Annotated in this window: 19 protein-coding genes; 13 read left to right on the top strand and 6 right to left on the bottom strand. The window is 44.0% G+C overall.

What is annotated here, in order from left to right:
- Position 1: 1 nt before the first annotated feature.
- Positions 2-2,143 (bottom strand): potassium-transporting ATPase subunit KdpB, encoded by a 2,142-nt coding sequence (gene kdpB / locus V7K85_RS33415; protein WP_334820532.1) that lies wholly within the window; start codon positions 2,141-2,143, stop codon positions 2-4.
- Here kdpB and V7K85_RS33410 point away from each other — a divergent pair.
- Positions 2,137-2,466 (top strand): hypothetical protein, encoded by a 330-nt coding sequence (locus tag V7K85_RS33410; protein ID WP_334820531.1) that lies wholly within the window; start codon positions 2,137-2,139, stop codon positions 2,464-2,466. The genes kdpB and V7K85_RS33410 overlap by 7 nt on opposite strands.
- A 270-nt stretch (positions 2,467-2,736) precedes the next feature.
- Here the strand turns inward: V7K85_RS33410 and kdpA are convergent, their stop codons facing one another.
- Together kdpA and V7K85_RS33400 are read right to left on the bottom strand one after the other, a co-directional pair.
- Complete coding sequence (gene kdpA / locus V7K85_RS33405; protein WP_334820529.1) at positions 2,737-4,482, bottom strand: potassium-transporting ATPase subunit KdpA; 1,746 nt, start codon at positions 4,480-4,482, stop codon at positions 2,737-2,739.
- Positions 4,483-5,007: 525 nt separating this feature from the next.
- Positions 5,008-6,243 carry an FIST signal transduction protein gene (locus tag V7K85_RS33400; protein ID WP_334820838.1) on the bottom strand — a complete coding sequence of 412 codons (1,236 nt, stop codon included), beginning with the start codon at positions 6,241-6,243 and terminating at the stop codon, positions 5,008-5,010.
- 374 nt (positions 6,244-6,617) lie between these two features.
- On the opposite strand from V7K85_RS33400, the gene V7K85_RS33395 reads away from it, so the two are divergent.
- From V7K85_RS33395 to V7K85_RS33375, 6 genes are all read left to right on the top strand, one after another.
- On the top strand, positions 6,618-6,863 hold the full coding sequence (locus V7K85_RS33395; RefSeq protein ID WP_334820527.1) for a Calvin cycle protein CP12: 246 nt from the start codon (positions 6,618-6,620) through the stop codon (positions 6,861-6,863).
- 992 nt (positions 6,864-7,855) lie between these two features.
- Positions 7,856-8,452 carry a DUF3177 family protein gene (locus tag V7K85_RS33390; protein WP_334820525.1) on the top strand — a complete coding sequence of 199 codons (597 nt, stop codon included), beginning with the start codon at positions 7,856-7,858 and terminating at the stop codon, positions 8,450-8,452.
- A 36-nt stretch (positions 8,453-8,488) separates the two neighbouring features.
- Entirely contained in the window at positions 8,489-8,785 is a 297-nt protein-coding gene (locus V7K85_RS33385; protein WP_334820523.1) for a DUF7734 family protein, read from the top strand.
- Positions 8,786-8,920: 135 nt separating this feature from the next.
- The gene (locus V7K85_RS36750; protein WP_442940645.1) at positions 8,921-9,037 is read left to right on the top strand and encodes a DUF6888 family protein; all 117 of its coding nucleotides are present in this window, start codon (positions 8,921-8,923) and stop codon (positions 9,035-9,037) included.
- Entirely contained in the window at positions 9,024-9,275 is a 252-nt protein-coding gene (locus V7K85_RS33380; RefSeq protein ID WP_334820521.1) for a DUF6887 family protein, read from the top strand. The genes V7K85_RS36750 and V7K85_RS33380 overlap by 14 nt, the downstream gene beginning before the upstream one ends.
- Positions 9,276-9,310: 35 nt before the next feature.
- Positions 9,311-9,586 carry a DUF433 domain-containing protein gene (locus V7K85_RS33375; protein ID WP_334820520.1) on the top strand — a complete coding sequence of 92 codons (276 nt, stop codon included), beginning with the start codon at positions 9,311-9,313 and terminating at the stop codon, positions 9,584-9,586.
- Positions 9,587-9,601: 15 nt separating this feature from the next.
- On the opposite strand, the gene V7K85_RS33370 is transcribed toward V7K85_RS33375, so the two are convergent.
- The gene (locus V7K85_RS33370; RefSeq protein WP_334820518.1) at positions 9,602-10,366 is read right to left on the bottom strand and encodes a hypothetical protein; all 765 of its coding nucleotides are present in this window, start codon (positions 10,364-10,366) and stop codon (positions 9,602-9,604) included.
- Between the two features lie 232 nt (positions 10,367-10,598).
- On the opposite strand from V7K85_RS33370, the gene cbiD reads away from it, so the two are divergent.
- From cbiD to V7K85_RS33355, 3 genes are all read left to right on the top strand, one after another.
- Positions 10,599-11,714, top strand: a complete 1,116-nt coding sequence (gene cbiD / locus V7K85_RS33365) for a cobalt-precorrin-5B (C(1))-methyltransferase CbiD (protein ID WP_334820516.1) — start codon at positions 10,599-10,601, stop codon at positions 11,712-11,714.
- A 226-nt stretch (positions 11,715-11,940) separates the two neighbouring features.
- Positions 11,941-13,563 carry a glutamine-hydrolyzing GMP synthase gene (gene guaA, locus V7K85_RS33360; RefSeq protein ID WP_334820514.1) on the top strand — a complete coding sequence of 541 codons (1,623 nt, stop codon included), beginning with the start codon at positions 11,941-11,943 and terminating at the stop codon, positions 13,561-13,563.
- Positions 13,564-14,147: 584 nt separating this feature from the next.
- A complete protein-coding gene (locus V7K85_RS33355) occupies positions 14,148-14,552 on the top strand; it encodes a response regulator (protein WP_334820836.1) in 405 nt (134 codons plus the stop codon).
- Positions 14,553-14,783: 231 nt separating this feature from the next.
- On the opposite strand, the gene V7K85_RS33350 is transcribed toward V7K85_RS33355, so the two are convergent.
- Together V7K85_RS33350 and V7K85_RS33345 are read right to left on the bottom strand one after the other, a co-directional pair.
- The gene (locus V7K85_RS33350; RefSeq protein WP_334820512.1) at positions 14,784-15,686 is read right to left on the bottom strand and encodes a cation diffusion facilitator family transporter; all 903 of its coding nucleotides are present in this window, start codon (positions 15,684-15,686) and stop codon (positions 14,784-14,786) included.
- Between the two features lie 473 nt (positions 15,687-16,159).
- Positions 16,160-16,768: a TetR/AcrR family transcriptional regulator gene (locus V7K85_RS33345; RefSeq protein WP_334820510.1), complete on the bottom strand. Its 609-nt coding sequence runs from the start codon at positions 16,766-16,768 to the stop codon at positions 16,160-16,162.
- A 228-nt stretch (positions 16,769-16,996) separates the two neighbouring features.
- Between V7K85_RS33345 and V7K85_RS33340 the strand changes: the two genes are divergently transcribed.
- The 3 genes from V7K85_RS33340 (at position 16,997) to V7K85_RS33330 (ending at position 18,306) form a co-directional block, all read left to right on the top strand.
- Entirely contained in the window at positions 16,997-17,359 is a 363-nt protein-coding gene (locus V7K85_RS33340) for a TonB-dependent receptor domain-containing protein (protein ID WP_334820508.1), read from the top strand.
- On the top strand, positions 17,328-17,615 hold the full coding sequence (locus tag V7K85_RS33335; RefSeq protein ID WP_334820506.1) for a type IX secretion system membrane protein PorP/SprF: 288 nt from the start codon (positions 17,328-17,330) through the stop codon (positions 17,613-17,615). The genes V7K85_RS33340 and V7K85_RS33335 overlap by 32 nt, the downstream gene beginning before the upstream one ends.
- Positions 17,616-17,952: 337 nt before the next feature.
- Positions 17,953-18,306, top strand: coding sequence for a hypothetical protein (locus tag V7K85_RS33330; RefSeq protein ID WP_334820504.1), 354 nt, complete (start codon positions 17,953-17,955; stop codon positions 18,304-18,306).
- Positions 18,307-18,685: the final 379 nt, after the last annotated feature.

Below are 18,685 nucleotides of genomic sequence, written 5' to 3'. Positions count from 1 at the left end.
ATTAAGACAAAGGTAAGATAATATCTATCAGTTTGATGGCAATGAAGGGAGCAATGATGCCACCAAAGCCAAAGATGAAGATGTTGCGGCGTAGCAGTTGATCTGCTGTTAAAGGTAAAAATTTTACCCCTTTGAGTGCTAGCGGAATTAGTGCCGGAATAATCAAGGCATTGTAAATTAGCGCCGAGACGATCGCCGATTGGGCACTCTTTAATCCCATAATATTAAGTGCGCCGATTCCAGCAGCTGCAAAGATAGTCGGAATAATCGCAAAATACTTGGCAATATCGTTAGCGATCGAGAATGTTGTCAATGCTCCACGAGTAATCAGCAACTGTTTACCTATGGTTACTAAGTCAATTAGCTTGGTGGGGTCAGAGTCTAAGTCCACCATGTTAGCAGCTTCTTTGGCAGCTTGCGTCCCAGAGTTCATCGCCACACCCACGTTTGCTTGAGCCAAAGCAGGTGCATCGTTAGTGCCATCCCCGGTCATTGCCACCAGTTTACCCTCAGATTGTTCGGAGCGAATCACCTCAATTTTGTCTTCTGGAGTCGCTTCGGCGATGAAATCATCCACCCCAGCCTCCTCGGCAATTACCGAAGCGGTAATCCGGTTGTCACCTGTGAGCATGATAGTCTTAACACCCATGCGGCGGAGTTGGTCAAATCGTTCCCGCAGACCAGGTTTCACAATATCTTTGAGGTAGATGACACCATAAATCTTGTCATCTTGGCAAACAGCTAAGGGTGTACCGCCTAACCGGGAAACTCGCTCATAAGCTGCGTCTATATCATCAGGAACGTAACCGCCACGAGAACGGACAAATCCCTTAATCGCATCCACCGATCCTTTGCGAATTTGTTTGCCATCGGGTAAATTCGTGCCACTCATTCGAGTTTTTGCAGAAAATTCCACACCTTCGGCTTTGTCGATATTAAAGTCTACCGCAGCCTGGGACTTTTCTGCTAAAACTACAATTGACTTGCCTTCTGGCGTATCGTCAAACAAGCTAGCAGCTAGGGAGACTTGCGCTACATCTTCTATTGAGTGATTGTCCAGGGGAATAAACTCATCAGCCATCCGGTTACCCAAGGTGATCGTGCCTGTCTTATCCAGCACCAGGGTGTTGATGTCACCACAAGCTTCTACTGCTCGACCAGAGGTAGCAATGACGTTAAACTGGGCAACCCGATCCATCCCTGCGATGCCGATCGCACTGAGCAAACCACCGATAGTTGTAGGAATCAAAGCTACCAGTAGCGAGATTAAAATCGCAACGCTAGCACCCGCACGCAAACTGTTTCCCGCCTCAGCCCCAAACGCCGTACTGATAAAGCTGGCGATGTAGCCCACAAATGGGGGCATAGTTGCCACCACAATCAGGAATACCTGTGTTAACACTGCCAACAATACCGTCAAAGCAATCTCGTTGGGAGTCTTGCTGCGTTCTGCCCCTTCTACCAGGGAAATCATGCGATCGATAAAGCCTTGACCAGGATCAGCACTAATGCGAATTGTCAACTCGTCTGAGAGTAGGCGTGTACCGCCTGTCACCGAACTGGCAATATCTGTACCTGGTTGCTTCAGTACCGGGGCAGATTCCCCAGTAATCGCTGACTCATCCACCGAGCCAATACCTTTAATTACATCCCCATCGGCGGGAATCATATTATTTGCAACAACTTTTACCAAATCGCCCCGTCGCAGTTCTGTAGAATTAACTTTTTCTATCGAACCATCAGGGAGGATTTTGTTAGCAGTAGTATCCGATCGCGTCGAGCGCAGTGAATCAGCCTGGGCTTTGCCGCGTCCTTCAGCTACGGCTTCGGCAAAGTTGGCAAAAACGAGCGTGAAAAAGAGAATAAAGGTTATCAACCCGTTTAACAGGCGTTGTTGGTTGACATCTGCCTGGATTGTGCCAAACAGATTTGGGTTAAGGGTAACAAGGAACGTGACAATTGTCCCTACCCAAACAACAAACATAACTGGGTTTTTGACAGTAATTCGAGGATCGAGTTTGACAAATGACTCACGAATTGCTCTCTGGTAAAGCCCCTGCATATCTGTTTTGGGGGTGTGCTTGCGCGAGTCACGAGTTCCAGATGGAATACGGGGCGAAGGAGAATCAGTAGTAGTTGGCATACATTAAATTTTGGGGATGGGGTATTGGGGAAACAGGGCATTGGGCATGGGGAATAGAGGATGAGTCTTTGATACTCGTAAATGAGTCTTTAATACTCGCCGACGAGTCTTTGATACTTGTGAATGAGTCTTTAATACTCGCCGACGAGTCTTTGATACTCGTGAATGAGTCTTTGATACTCGCCGACGAGTCTTTAATACTCGTGAATGAGTCTTTGATACTCGTGAATGAGTCTTTGATACTCGCCGACGAGTCTTTGATACTCGTGAATGAGTCTTTGATACTCGCCGACGAGTCTTTGATACTCGTGAATGAGTTTTAGAACTCCGTTAATGAGTCTTTAATACTCGCTGACGAGTCTTTGAACTCCGTCAATGAGTTTTTGTCATCTCGTTGTCGCCTCGTTCCCAGTCTTCAGACTGGGAATGTATTCCGAGAGGCTCTGTCTCTCGTCAAGAAAGAGGAGGCTCCGCCTCCCACGCTGGGAACCAGTCAGGGCAAAGGCTGTATCTTAACTTAGTGCCATTTGTTAATGAGTTTTTGAACTCCACTCCTCTGCCCCCTGGTTCCCCTCTCCCCCATTTCCCAATCTCTAGCCCATGCCTTTAGCGATAAAGAAAGCTTCACCGATGGGCCCCAATGCCAGCACTGGGAAGAATGTAAGTGCGCCCAAGATTAAAATTACGCCTGCGGTGACGCCTGTAAATAGTCCGGTATCGGTTCGCAATGTACCAGTGGTGTAGGGAACAGCTTGCTTGCGCGACATACTATCTGCCAAGAACAATAAACCCAAAATTGGAATATAGCGTCCAGCTAGTAAACTGAAGCAGGTACTTAGATTCCACCACAGGGCAGTTGCAGTGGTTTTTGCGCCCGTAGCGATCGCAAAAGGTGAAGGTTGTGAATCGCCTAAACCTTCAAACCCAGAACCGTTGTTAGCAGCAGCGGAGGCGTATTCATAAATCACCTGAGCAAAGCCGTGAAATCCCGGATTACTAATTCCTGATAGTTGGTCAGGAAATGCTAAGGCGATACCTGCGGGAATCATAATCGCGATCGGGTGAACTAGCAGAATCAGGAAACTAGCAAGTACAACCTCGCGCTTCTCAATCTTGCGTCCGAGAAATTCTGGTGTGCGTCCCACCATCAACCCTGTAGCGAACACAGCCAGAATCAGGTAAGCGAACAAATAAGCGGTTCCTGTACCCTGTCCACCCCAGATAATTTGCAGGAACATATTGGAAAGGGTAATAAAACCGCCGTTGGGCATGAAGGAGTCGTGCAAACTGTTGACTGCGCCGCACATCGTGCCAGTTGTACTTACTGCAAATAGCACAGATTGCGCCCAACCAAACCGGACTTCTTTACCCTCTAGATTCGGTTGCTGACTACCCAGCAGTGCATTCACAGCCGGATTGCCATTGTATTCACCAATGGCGGTGACGATGATAAATACTATATAGAGAATCCCAACCATCCCGTAGACTAACCAGGCTTGCTTAGTGTTGTTCGCAAACAAACCATAGGTATAAATTAGGGACGTAGGAATTGAAAGCATGGCGACAATCTGAATCAAGTTTGAAAATCCGCTGGGGTTTTCAAAGGGGTGTGCCGAGTTGATGGCAAAAAAGCCGCCGCCGTTTTCCCCTAATTGCTTGATAATTTCAAAATGGGCAACAGGGCCACGAGCGATCGCCTGACTAATATTCGGATCTTCCAAGGTAGGGAATACAACTGCACCCGCCAGGGTTTCTGGAACGCCAGCTGCCATTAAGGCGATCGCGCCCACAATACAAATAGGCAGCAAAATTCGGGTAATCGAGCGAATTATGTCTACATAAAAGTTGCCCAATGGTCTACCCGTCAATCCCCTAATAAAAGCAATTCCTACCGCCAAACCAGTCGCAGCAGAGGTGAACATATGATAACCAAGTCCCCACATTTGGCTGCCATAGCTCATGTAGGTTTCACCCGAATAGTGCTGCTGGTTGGTATTAGTAATAAAGGAAATGGTAGTATGCAGCGTTGTGTCCCAAGTTGGGGCATTTATAAGAGTGGGGTTGAGTGGTAACCATCTTTGATTCGTGATGAGCAAGAAAATCAGCAACCCCATTGCTACATTGCTATACAGGATTGCCCGCCCATACTGCCAGCCCGTCATGTTTTCTTTGGTTTTTACGCCAACCAAGGAATAAAGCACTCGCTCAACCGGATTCAAAATTTGGTCGAGAAAAGTACTTTGCTCTAGATAGACACGCGCCATATAGCGCCCAAAAAAAGGAGTAAGCGCTACTACAATTAGTAGCGTTAATACAATTTGAATCCATCCTTCTAGCATTGGATTAGTCGAACTCCGACATGAATAAATTTCAGATGAATATCAGATATTCTATTGCTATGAATCAGAAAAAATAATGAAGTATATAGGCATGATTATTAGCTAACCTATAACTATGTGCTTCCTCAATCATGGAGCTTTTTCTTAAAGAACACAAGGTATAAATTAATATTTAAACTAGCCTATACAAGGAATATATTGGTCTATATATACAAGTCTTCTGAGCGTTTATATCCATCTATATCTGCAAGTATAGATGGACAGCTAAATGCTAAACAAACGTGAGTTTGACATGTAGTAACCGCCTAATTAGTGTAAATCTTGAAACCTTTAAGAAGGTCTGAATTCAAAATTCCAAATTAATAAGCCCCTAAATTTATTTAGGGGCTTGTTAATTTTTTGTTTCAATCAGTAGTCTAATTCATAATTCATCAGGACTTACGCAAAATGATGATAAAACGAACCGCAAAGGACGCAAAGGACACAAAGGAATAAGAGTTTCAGAGAGTTCTGCGTAAGTCCTGTTCATAACTGATTTTGGCGACAAATTCCAAATGCTGAAGTGTAGGCGTGTAAGAAGGTTCTGCCACCAACAGGGCCGATTTCACCGCCACAGAAAAAGCCGCCTACAGGAATATCGTTAAGGTAGCGCCGAAATAGTTCAGAATCGAAGTTAGGTTTACCATACAGTCCTTCACCTCGTCCCAGACAGGAAAACATCAAGGCAGCTACGGCAGAGGGTTCAGATTCTCGTTTATGTTGATAACTTTGCAAGAGTAATTCTAAGTCTTCAGCGGAGGCTTGGGCATCGCGTAGGTGGAATTGCAGCCTTTGACCAGGACGGACACGATCGCCAATTGCGATCGCCCCAGCTGTTGGATCGACCCCAAGAATACCACGAATTAAAAAGTCTCCTTGCTGCAAAGCCATCTTAAATTCATCCATTGCCACACCAACAAACAGAGAGTGCTGTGCTAAAGTCCGTTCTTGTTCGCTGAGACTGGCAATCAAATCTCGCAACACCATCAGAGGTACTTTCTCATCTAACTCCAAAATAATATTGCGATCGGCTTTTGTGACTTGCAATGGTTTGCCAATCGGTCGGCATCCTTGGGCTACAATCGTTTCCAAAACAATATTACCAGTCAAAGCTATACCAACAGTGCCCTCACGATACATGCTTTGGTGTTCCTTACCGCTAGCATCGTTACAAAATAGGGCAACACGACCACTTATACCCCCACCACTAGCCTGTCCCCCCACTATCACCGATCCTGGATAAGCAAAATCCAGCCCCTGCAACAAATCGTTGATTCCAGACGCGAAGGAACTAGACAGCAAGATGAACTGGGGTGTCGGTGATGGTGGCACACCAATCAAATCAAGCCAAGCATCTGGTGAACTGTCTAAGTCAGGTAATTCTTCAGCAACAACATGAAAAACTTGAATCTTCACTCCTGGAAGGTGTGCTAAAGTCAAGCTAATAGCTGGTTCAGCTTCCAGTTCTTGGGTTTCTCCGCTAACTGTCGTCCCAATTACACCTCCACCACTACAGCCAATTAGCACTGGCACAGAAAGTTTCTCAGCTAACAAGGGTAACAGTCGGGAATACTCACTCGTAAAAGCAGACGAAATGAATACCAGTCCTAGATCCGCAGGCGCTGTTAACGATGAGACAGCTCGTTCTACCACATCTGTAACAGCGGCTTCCAAAGAATGACGGGTTGATAGGGCGTTTGCCCACTGCATTTGGTCTGCCATGAGTTTTGAGCTTTTTTCTCTTTTTAGGCTAGTAGGTTTTGATTTTTTATTTTGGGAAGAATTGCATCCTACAAGAATTGACGCCAGCCCTTCGTCTCCTTCATCCCAAGAAGCTAGGGTTGTCATTCCCTAATATATTGCATCTAAATATATTGTATGATTATTTATCTGTAGCACTGATTCCACAAAATCTTAAAAAATAAAGGTAAATGCATTATAGATGCAATAGTTTGCCGTATTGGTAATAAATCAATAGGCGAAAACACTAACTGATGATCAGCTAAATGGTTAGAATGGTTAGTAATCAAGCCAAAAACTGCCATTTCTGAACTTTTCCTATACTAGTATTAACAACACACAACGAGACTAAAGCAATGACCAACATCCAAGAAACAGCAAAGAGCCACATCCAAGAAAAAATCCAAGAAGAAGTGGAACAAGCGCGTACTGTCTGTGATGTAAACGGTAGCAACTCACCTGAGTGTGCTGCTGCTTGGGATGCAGTAGAGGAATTGCAAGCCGAAGCTTCCCACAAGCGCCAAAGCAAGCCAAAAAACTCTCTAGAACAATATTGTGATGACAACCCAGATGCAATTGAATGCCGGGTTTACGACGACTAGAAATGTGAGGCAAGTCAATTTTCTATTTCTTTGGTCAGCAAGCAACCAGGATTGACCAAAAATGACGCAAAGAGTGGGGGAGGCGACGACGCAAAAAGTCGCCTCCCCCACTTGTAAGCGTTTTGTTTAAAGCCTCCGACTAAGAAAACCTTCACACCCAAAAAAATCGGGCTTACAAAACTTCACCTTGTAATACCTTTTCTAAAAATTAAACAACAAATGAATTGGCTGTAGGGGCGTACATCTGTACGCCCCTATAAACTTGTTTATAGTATAAATTTCGTGAAATCGGATGAGTTGGAGAGCCACTTGTTTACAGAAAGAAGTTATATCATGTCCACTTGATTACTTACTAAACTCGGAGTAACCCAACCCCGCCTGCGGGCTACCGTGTACGCACAAGTCGAAAAAAGCCCGATTTCCCATTGTTCTCTCGTTCCCATGCTCTGCATGGGAATGGCAGATTAGGGGCTGCTGTCTCCAGTTAGACATTGATTCGGAGCCTCAATGAATGCATTCCCAGGCGGAGCCTGGGGAGGAGAACCTGATCAAGCCAGGTTTTTAGGACTTGTGTGTACACTGTAGTCCTCCGGGGAGGGGATTAAGGGGAGCCATTACATTGGGCGGGTTTCCCGACTTGTACTCCTACGGAGAAGCAAGCTAGGCGCAGTGTCTCCGAACAGGAGAAGCAACTGGCATGTGGGGTGCAATGACTATGGGAATCATAACTAATTATTATCCGGGCATGATATTAGAGCGCAGTCTAGAGGTTAACTACTGAGCTTTATGCTTTGATTAAACTATTATCAAGAAGAATTGATGCTGAATTCAGGAGTCAGAATTCAGCATCAATTGCAGTCCGATTGACTCCTGAATAAAAGGGTTTAATACCCCTGCCTTATTAACCAGTCTACAATCAGGTAGTGGTATAAAACCTCACTTGATTTATTCTGACTCTTGACTTCTTTTTTATCTATTGTTTGAGAAAAACTATGGACTATAATATTTGGTTTCGCCCTTTCGTCTGGATTGATTACCGACTTGCACTATTATTCCTGGTAATTATTCCGCTAATTCTTTTGATTTGGGCATTTGTGCAAAAAGCAGAAAGCATACAACGCTTATTGAGTATATACTGGCGAGTATCAAGCCTGGTAGCAATCACGATTTACTTAATGATTGCCCAGTATCCAGTTAGCTTTATCTCTGGGTTGATGGCTCAGATTTTGATTCCGATTTCGCTGTGGTTCTGGGTGGATATCAACGATGAAATTGAGTATCAAACCAGTGGCGCTTTGAAATTTATTTTTACCTCTTGGCGCTGGGCTACAACTGTTTATTGTATTTTGGGTACACTAGCTTTTATTCCTTTTTTGGGTTGTGCTTTTTCTGCCAATGTGCTTAAGACTTCTTATTGTCGCGTCTGGTTCGAGGCTCCGTTGCTATTCAAAGAATATTTCCATGCTAATAGCAAGGCTGAGTTTTTAGGTTTTCTCGGCATAGGTAGTTTAGTAATTTATGTGCTTTACTTAAGCTACTTTGTTCTGATTAAGCTGGGCAAGCAGGGACGTTCAGCCACACCACAGTAAGCGTCGTTGCACCACCATACCCCTACTCTTAAAAAAATGGATCCCATTGGCAAGCGACTGGAACAATACACCGCTAAACGTCCCCAAGAAATTCTACTTGTAACAGTGGAAATTGCTGATGAGCAAGATACAATTGCTGTTTTCAAAGGCTTTTCCAGTTCTTTGATGCGTCCAACAGCATTTGATGCAGATGTACCAGTTCTGCCAGATGGGGCAATTATTCTTAACATTGACCGAGTAGCCAGCCCTTATAATCCTGAAGCACCCCGTTATATTCAACAAGGACTCTCTTGGGAAGCTATGCAAGCTCTATTATCAGAAGTGGGAGTCTAACTATTTAATTGGGCAGTTATGCGGAACTGGTAAAATGGAGAGCAGGTGGTGTAATTAACTAAAATGCCTACTGCTGCTCAAGTAGCAAGTTTGTATCCTATTAGCTATCAACTGACGTATATCATGCTTTAGTCTATATACCTCATTTGCGTTGATAATCGGACTCGTAATGTATACATTCTTGCTGGGTATGACGAAGAGATTGAATTCCAAATTTTACCCAACGGAGAGTTGTCTGATGAGCCGAATTAATTACGATTCAATGTCTGATATTGAATTGAAACAGTATTTTCTCAAGCATCGCGGTGATCAAGCTGCTTTTCAAGCATATTTGGACAGGATTAATCAGCGTCCGCGTAGGATTGTTGCAAGCCCCGATGATCCCGATTTTGATGAGAAGGTTCAAGCAGCGATTCGCCAAAAGTTAGAAGCAGCAAGAAGCAGTAGCCAGCAGGCTAACACTGCATTGCAGCCAACTGACCAAGAGTGATCTGTAAGAGCTAAAGAAAGGTTGTGTACTTTTTTATGAATTACCACGACATTATTACGATTGAACCTGGAAAACGCAGTGGTAAACCCTGTATTAGCGGAATGCGAATCACTGTTTATGATGTTTTGGAGTATCTTGCGGGCGGAATGACTGAAGCAGAAATCTTAGAGGATTTTTCAGAATTAACTTCCGAAGACATTAAAGCGTGTCTAGCTTTTGCTGCTGATCGTGAGAATAGGCTACTTGTCGGGGCAGCACTTTCAAGCTATCCGTATGGGTTTGAAGCCAAGTTAACACCAAACCGACTGTAATACAGTATTTTGAATTTATCGCCTTAGCTTGTTTACATAAGCTCCAACAAATTTGTTTGAAAAATCTAAAATTAGCTCTATTGCCTCATCAAGGTTCGTCATTGGTCTGTTTGGGGGTTCCAGATTAGACGTACCATGTCTTGCATAAACGCCTAGAACTATTGGATTGTTGCAAGCAGAAGTAAAACGTTTCAATTTAGACTTATCAACAAGGTCTTCATAATTAATTCCCACCTTCTTGCAAAAGTGTTTAATTGTGTCTACACACTTGTACAGCGTACTCCAAGTGAGTATCTTATCATTTGAAGTTGCTGTTGATATTATCCCAACATAAATTAAAAGAATTCGTATTGCTTCAAACTGTTTTGACAGATATATCCAATGAGAAACCAAATGTTTATCAGGTCTGTTGAGTTCTGTAAATATATCAATGTCAGGATTGTTGCTAAATGGATACTCTTCAAAAGTTTCGGACCATACATCTCTTGAAGAGCCTCCACTGGCAGGTGCAAAGCTTACAAAGCAAATTCTGCAAGGAATATTTTTGCAAGCTATTCTCAAAGCACCGTTTAATATAGCTTCTAAACTAAATAATCGTGTTGCAACTGCTTTTTCATCTTGAAGGTTATCAATATGGTATGAATAAGCGAAGAATTGTAAGCCAGTATGGTCATCGTGCTCAAATGATAACGACAAGTCATTTCCGCCCAAGCTAGTTGCCAAGTCCATGTAGGATGAACCAGCACGAATTCTTATTTCCCAATGGTGTTCATTTAGCATATCTAGTATCATGTACAACTGTTAATCATGGCGTATGCTTATGTTATCTCGTTGTCCCATTGTCTCCACCTAACACTTGACGGCAGCGGACGGACGAAAGCTGCTAGTGACGTTTCCGAGGTTACGCGCTGCGTTTTACCATTACCTTAAAGGAAGCTACAGTTGAGGTCTAAATTGCCATCTGAAACTTTCTTCAATTTTGAAGAATTATTTTGATTTTTGAATTTAAAAAATGTCCCGTTCTGGATACACACTTCCCGTCTTTGCCTGCGCTGCGGCCGTTGCAGCTTTACACTGGTTACACGATCGCCAAACCTTAACTTTAGCGTCTGTAGATTTGATTGAACCCGCACAAATCGCCGAAATACCAATCGAACAGGTAGCAGGATTATCTGAAAATACAGCTTTAGCGATCGCCCACAGCGATCCTGGTGATAATCTCGATTTGACTAAAGATACACCGATTTGGGCATTGGTGGAATGGCGAGAACAGGGTGATGATGCTGTGATTATTCAAGGTGGGGAAGGAATTGGCAGACAGGTTAATGCTGATGACAAGCCTGCTATTTATGCTTACGCTCAAAAGCTGTTGCAAGAGAATTTGCAACGGATGTTAGCACCTGGGGAAAAAATCACGGTGACGATTATTCTACCCGAAGGGCGATCGCTTGCTGTTCGGACTTCAAATTCTGCCTTTGGTGTAGTTGAAGGACTTTCCCTTTTAGGCACAACCGGCATTTCTCAACCCTTAAGTACACCAGATCAGCTTGCAGTTTTTCGGGCGGAATTACAAAATAAAGCCAGTCGTTTTGAGAGTTTGGTATTCTGCATTGGGGAGAATGGCCTAGACTTGGCGCGTAAACTAGGGATTAATCCTGATCAATTGGTCAAAACTGCTAACTGGCTCGGCCCAATGTTAGTAGAAGCTGATGTGCTGGGCGTGAAAGAAATCTTATTATTTGGCTATCACGGTAAGCTGATGAAACTGGCAGGAGGGATTTTTCACACCCATCACTACTTGGCTGATGGACGGCGGGAAATTTTGGCAGCGCACTGTGCGATCGCAGGTTTAAAATTACCAGATATCCAAGCAGTGTTTAACAGTGCGACTGCGGAAGCAGCACTAAAATACCTCAGATTGCTAGATGCTTCCACAGGCAGTGATTGGGTAAATCAAGTTTACACTGCGATCGCCGAAACCATCGACGTTCGTTCTCAAGAATACATTCAAAACCATAGCGAAAGTAGCACAGCAGTTACAGTCTGTGGCTCTATCCTCTTTGATCGCGATCGCAAAATTATTGTGAAGAGTAAAACTGCTGGTCTGTTGATGGGAAAATTATGTTAATTTATTATGAATAATCGTAAACAATCCAAATAAATAATCTCTTAAGTAACCACTCTAGGGTAAGTTTATCGTTTTAATAGCATATCCCACTCAGGGACTAGACAAATGCACATAAAGTTGCGTTTGTAAAGGCTCTCTATACCATTATCAGCCTGCCCAGGCTGAATAATAGCATCACCATAGACCACAAAGCATCTATTTATCCTTAACAGATATAACTCCCGTCATGAATACAGCGGTGACTCTACCAACAGAACAAGCGCCCCAAACATTGGAAAATTTTGGGAGACTTGATCGCCAATTAATTGTAATTCTGGACTTCGGCTCTCAATATTCTGAGCTGATTGCCCGTCGCATCCGCGAGACTCAAGTATACTCGGAAGTTTTGTCTTATCGCACTACTTCTGTACATCTGCGCCAACTCAATCCTAAGGGAATCATCCTCTCCGGTGGCCCAAGTTCGGTTTATGGTGATAACGCTCCCCATTGTGACTCAGAAATCTGGAATTTGGGAATACCCATCTTGGGTGTTTGCTATGGGATGCAGCTGATGGTAAACCAACTCGGTGGGGAAGTGGCAAAGGCTGATCGAGGTGAATACGGCAAAGCGTCATTATATATTGATGATCCCACAGATTTGTTCACTAACGTCGAAGATGGCACTACCATGTGGATGAGTCATGGAGACTCCGTTATCCAAATGCCATCAGGGTTTGAATTGCTAGCACATACAGAAAATACCCCCTGTGCTGCGATTGCCGACCACGAAAGGAAACTTTACGGCGTTCAGTTTCATCCAGAGGTGGTGCATTCTGTTGGCGGCATAGCATTAATCCGTAATTTTGTCTACCATATCTGCGATTGTGAACCGACTTGGACAACAGCGGCTTTTGTCGAAGAGGCAATTCGGGAAATTCGCGCCAGAGTTGGTGAAAAGCGGGTGCTGTTGGCGCTATCTGGGGGAGTGGATTCTTCTACTCTGGCCTTCTTGCTGTCTAAAGCGATTGGTGACCAACTGACTTGCGTGTTTATCGATCAAGGTTTTATGCGAAAGTATGAGCCAGAGCGATTGGTAAAGCTGTTTCAAGAGCAATTTCACATTCCTGTAGAGTATGTTAATGCTCGCGATCGCTTTTTAGCTACAATTGCCAATATCACCGATCCTGAAGAAAAACGCCGCCGCATCGGACACGAATTTATCAGCGTATTTGAGGAAACATCCAAGCGCCTCGGTCACTTTGACTATCTGGCTCAAGGGACTCTTTATCCAGATGTCATCGAATCTGCTGACACCAACGTTGATCCCCAAACTGGTGAGCGGGTAGCGGTAAAAATTAAGAGTCATCACAATGTTGGCGGTTTGCCCAAAGACCTAAGATTTAAATTGGTGGAACCACTGCGGAAACTATTTAAAGATGAAGTCCGCAAAGTTGGGCGTTCTATTGGTTTACCAGAAGAAATTGTCCAACGGCAACCTTTTCCTGGGCCTGGTTTGGCAATTCGCATCCTGGGGGAAGTCACATCTGAGCGGTTAAATATTTTGCGCGATGCCGATTTGATTGTGCGGCAAGAAATTAACCAACGCGGCATGTATCATGATTTCTGGCAAGCATTTGCTGTATTGCTGCCAATTCGTAGTGTTGGCGTTATGGGGGATCAACGTACTTACGCTTACCCGATTGTTTTGCGGATTGTCACTAGTGAAGATGGCATGACTGCTGATTGGGCGAGAGTCCCTTACGATGTCCTGGAAGTGATTTCCACTCGGATTGTGAATGAAGTTAAAGGGGTAAATCGGGTGGTTTTTGACATCACCTCTAAGCCGCCTGGAACCATTGAATGGGAGTAATCAAGTTTTGAGTTGACTTAACTAAAAGCTCATCACTTTCTGCTATAGGCGCAAAGGACGCGGACTCGTTGGCGCAGCCCAAGGTAGAGAAGAGGCAGCGCTATGCGCGGCATCGTCTCACGCCACTGCTCCCCTTCTCCGACTCGTCAGAGGCTAGTGCCAAAAAAGAAGACCGCAGTGGCTCCCCTTTTTAAGGCTTGCTCTAATTTCCTGCTTTTTAAGGAGGGTTAGGGAGGAGCAAGTCTTAACCCAAGCGGATTGATTTTAAAAGCCTCTATTAAAATCCAAACCTGTTAGTAATAAAGCAGTCAGTAATTAGCAAGATTATTCTTGAACTCCAACTATTCGTTAAAGTGAATTTTTTAAATGTAAAGGAATTTAAACACCAACATAATTTTATCCAGTCAATAATTATAAATGCCAGCGAATAATTAACCATCAATTAGATAGTGCCTGGACAAATTGAGTTATTGTCTAGAAAAATAGGCGCGATCGCAGTAAAATTACCAATGGTGTGGTTACAAAGAAAAAACAAGCAGCTCATTAGAAATAACTTTCATTTGATCAACGTTAATGGAGATGTTATGGAACCTGCTCTCCCCCTTGCTGGCTTAAACATCCTTGTAGTTGATGATGATGACGATAGCCGTTTTTACATTACTACCGTATTGGAAGCTGATGGAGCCACCGTCATGGCAGTTGCATCGGCAGAGGTAGCATTGAAAGTACTACCTGAGTTGCAACCAGATGTCTTGATTTGTGATATTGCTATGCCTGGTGAAGATGGCTACACCCTAATCCGCAAGATCCGGGCGCTAAAGCCTGATATTTGGGGAAAACTTCCCGCTATCGCCTTAACTGCCTATGGCGATAGTGAGTATCGTAGCCGTGCCCTGGAAGCAGGCTTTCAGACTCATGTGGCTAAACCAGTTGATCCAGGAGAACTAGTTGCGATCGTCGCAAATTTGGTTGCTTCTGATCAGAGTTAACACAAATATTTAGTCATTTGTCGGTGATTATTTGTTATTTTCCTGATCTTTTGTTATCTTCCTGATCAAATTTTTTAAACGAAGAAATCAAGGTGCTACAACATTACTAAAAGTGATGTGTTGGTTTGTGAAAAAAATGTTGGTAATAACAAGTTTTTCAGGGCAGAACTGTTTCATCTCTAGAAGGCGCTGCTTTACATTTGAACAGGGCGTGATTTGGAATTGCTTAGACTATTTAGCTCCAGTTTCAAAGCTAATTTGTTCAGACTTATATGCTGGTGGCTCGACGTGAATTAAAATCCTTACTGGACGGAACCGTTTTTCTAATCGGCTTTCTACTTCTTCGGTGATGTGGTGAGCGGTTTCTACGTCTGGTGCATCTACTATTAAATGCATTTCAATAAACACTTGACGACCAAGAACGCCGCGAGAAGCGATCGCATGACAGTTAATTACACCTGGAACAGAAGTAGCGATCGCATGTATTGCTTCTGGTGCGATCGCCATTTGATCCACAAGTGAAGGCAAATTCTCTTTTAAAACTGACCAGCCACTCCAAAATACCAACAAAGCGACAGGAAAAGCTAACACTAAATCCATCCATTGATAACCTAGCCAAACTCCTATCAAACCGCCAATTACAGAAATTGTCACCCAAATATCGCTCATCGTATGTGTCGCGTCAGCTATGAGAATTGAGCTACCTACTCGCCTACCCACACTACGTTCGTAAAACGCCACAAAAATATTTACGCCCAGCACAATTAGTAATATCCACAACTCAGGTGGCGATATTTTTACAGGTTCACTACCTTTGAGAATTCGCTCGATTGCTCCTTGCAGAATTTCAAAACAGGCTATTCCTAAAAATGAGGCAATTCCTAGAGCTCCTACTGCTTCAAATTTGTGGTGTCCGTAGGGATGCTCGCGATCGGGTTGTGGAGAAGAAAATTTACTCGCAATTAATCCTAAAACGTTGTTGGCGCTATCTGTCACACTATGCAAGGCATCAGCTAGCAAACTCAAAGAACCTGTCCAGTAGCCCACCAGTGCTTTCAATCCCATTACAAACAGGTTGAGCAGTAGGGTAATAATTAAAACCTTTCGCACTTCGGCGCGGTTATCGTAAGTCATAGATAATTTATCACATCAAGTTCTATGACTTCTAATGTAGAACTCAAAATACAAATAAACACAAATAAAGTGTATCAAAGTCTTACGCAGTAAGAATTAAGTCTCTCTATAGTTTCTATGTTTTATCCCAAGTTGTTGAGATTATTTTTAACTAACAGTAGCTACAACCTGGATAGACATTAGTAATGGCTTTACAGGTTACAGCGTATTTTTAGCATTAATTCCAGAAATATTTCAATTAATTTTCTTATTCATACATCCACTGAGGTCATACCAAATTGTATTCAAAGATATTATGACGACCATCAGTAAACTATACTTACTCCGAATAACTGACGAGCTAAATGAGTTTTATTTACTACCTAATAAGGATAAAAAAGCCCACGCTTCATTCAGAAAATGGTCAACATTTGAGGAGTAAAAGCTCACAGGTTCCGGGTCAGATGTCGATGCGACACCAAATAGGTGTCGTCCTACTCCGGCCACGCTTGCAATGCTGTCTCCACAACTTGCAGTAGTTCCGTCCGCGTGGCTCCAGTCGCCGCCAGGACTGACATTCCACAATTGACCATCACGACAAAGCGAGCCAGAGCGGCTGGATCGGAATCGACCGGCAAATCGCCCTCCGAAATCGCCCGCTCGAAACGCTTACACAGGATGGTTTCGCTTGAGGCTCGGCGTGCGGACAATTCCTGCCGGATCGGATCGTCCGGATCTCCGCATGAAAGTGTGCCATGAACCCAGAGACATCCCGGTGGATTGCGCGGATCGGTTCCCAGGTCAACAACCCCGTGCATCATCCCTTCGGCGACCCGGCGCGCGGTCGGCTCTTTGAGAGCCTCACGAAGATAGGCTGAGGGCCCATCGGCATAGCGATCAAGTACTTTGCGGAATAGAGATTCCTTGTTGCCAAAGGCGGCGTAAAGGCTGGGGCGATTGATGCCCATAGCCTCGGTCAGATCCGAAAGGGATGTCCCCAGGTAGCCCTTGCGCCAGAACACATGCATTGCACGATTGAGCGCATCATCAGTATCGAACTCGCGGGGTCGGCCCATCGCCGCAGTGGTTTTTTCCTGTTTCATACTCATCAGTATAATAGTTTGTTGACAGGCTTGCCCCCATGCCTTATATCTATAACCTTGCGATCCGATTTTGTATTGCAACGACAAAAGAATACTATGAGTCAATACAGTTCAGTTAAGCATTTCTTTCTTCTCTTTGTGTCCAACTCTTGGAGACGCTATGCGTAGCTTGCTTCTCCGTAGGAGTCGATTTCCCTTTATGCCAGCTACAGTCAATCGTTTACGCCGGTGATTAAGCGATCGCGAACCAATTCACTCTTTGAGCCTGAGCGGGGCAACCAATACGAAGTTGGCATCAAAGCAGACATCACCAATAAGCTGTCTACCACCTTAGCTGCTTTTCAGATTACTAAGAGCAATGTGCTAACTAGTGACCCTGTTAATCCGATCAATTTCTCGATCCAAATCGGTGAGCAGCGTAGTCGAGGGGTTAAGTTCACCATTGGGGGCGAAATCCTACCGGGATGGAATATCATTGCAGGCTATGCTTATACCGATGCGCGAGTCACCGAAGATAATGATATTCCAGTGGGTGAACTTTTGCAGAACGTTCCCAAAAATGCGGCCAACCTACGAAATTCAAAGCGGTGACTACAAAGGATTAGGCTTTGGATTTGGGATAGTCTTTGTGGGGGAACAGCAAGGCGAGTTTCCTAACAGCAACTTTCAGATTCCCAGTTATGTCCGTGCTGATGCTGCCTTGTTTTACCGCCGAGACAACTGGAGAGTTGGTATCAACGTGAATAATCTTTTTGATACAGAATACTACGAGACTGCTACAAGGCGAACCTTAGTCTATCCAGGCGCACCAATGAATGTGCAGGCAACAATTTCCTACGAGTTCTGAATCAAGTGCTTCATTCAAAATGCGGGGAAGTGATTGATAATCTCATAAAGATGGGAGTTTTAACTCGCTCGCTTTATTGCTCATCGGTCGAACAACATGCCGGAATACAGCACTCGTTTTGTGGACAACGCTTCAAATAAGAACTGCATTTTTCCTGTTAATTTGTTGAGAATTGATGTTTTAAGTCTATAAACCCAAACAAAAGGCATTTATGAAAATACCTTTGGTCGCTTTACCTATCTATTCTTATTGAGCGTTTTGACATTCACACTTGCTTCGGCTTGTGCAATAATATTGACCACAGTGTTACTTATCAAGAAGTTTTAATAAAAAACATATGTCTTCAACTCCTCTGACATTGAACCTAATTGAAGGTTCTGTCTCCTTCAGTTTTTCACCCCAAGCAGCACGAGAATTAAAGACAGCGACAGATAAACTGATGGAGCGCCTGAAAGCTGTCGCCGCTAAACCCACTCCTGGGGGCGGTAAAGTCACTCCCCAGCCTCCCCTGGAATATCGTTATACGGGTGAAGTATTTTTAGAAATTTTCTGTAATCCTAATATCTGGCCAACGCCCTTCGCAGCCAAAGTTTTGCTGACTGTCCGCAACGTCAACATCCGTTTGACTACTGAAGCTGAACTTACCCGCATCATTGAAGACATTAATCAGTATTTAGAGCAAGTAGGATAATAGTTCACATGATTTTTTTATGCTTTTCGAGATTTTTTAAGAAAGAATACTATACAAATTTTGGATTTTGCGAAAGTTGAGCCAGTTGCTTGCAAAGGTTCTCGACGCTCGTTGCGCGGCATCGTCTCCCCTTCTCCCATTCGTGAGAGGCTAATGCCTGCCGTAGGATGCCCGAACGCGAACAGCGTCTCCTTTAGGAGAAGGGTTGTAGGGAGATGACTAGTTGGCGCAGTCCAAGGTAGAGAAGAGGCTACGCTATATGTTGAGTGCAACTGGTGTCAAGCCGACTTAGCAAACTTTTCAAGACGGATATTGGCTTTGAACAGCAAGCAAACTATCGCTTACTTAAGGGAAGCGATGCAATGAATTGCGAGTCAAA

It is taken from the genome of Nostoc sp. (assembly GCF_036917615.1).
Taxonomy (GTDB): Bacteria; Cyanobacteriota; Cyanobacteriia; order Cyanobacteriales; family Nostocaceae; genus Nostoc.
This window is presented reverse-complemented; position numbering and strand designations above follow the sequence as displayed.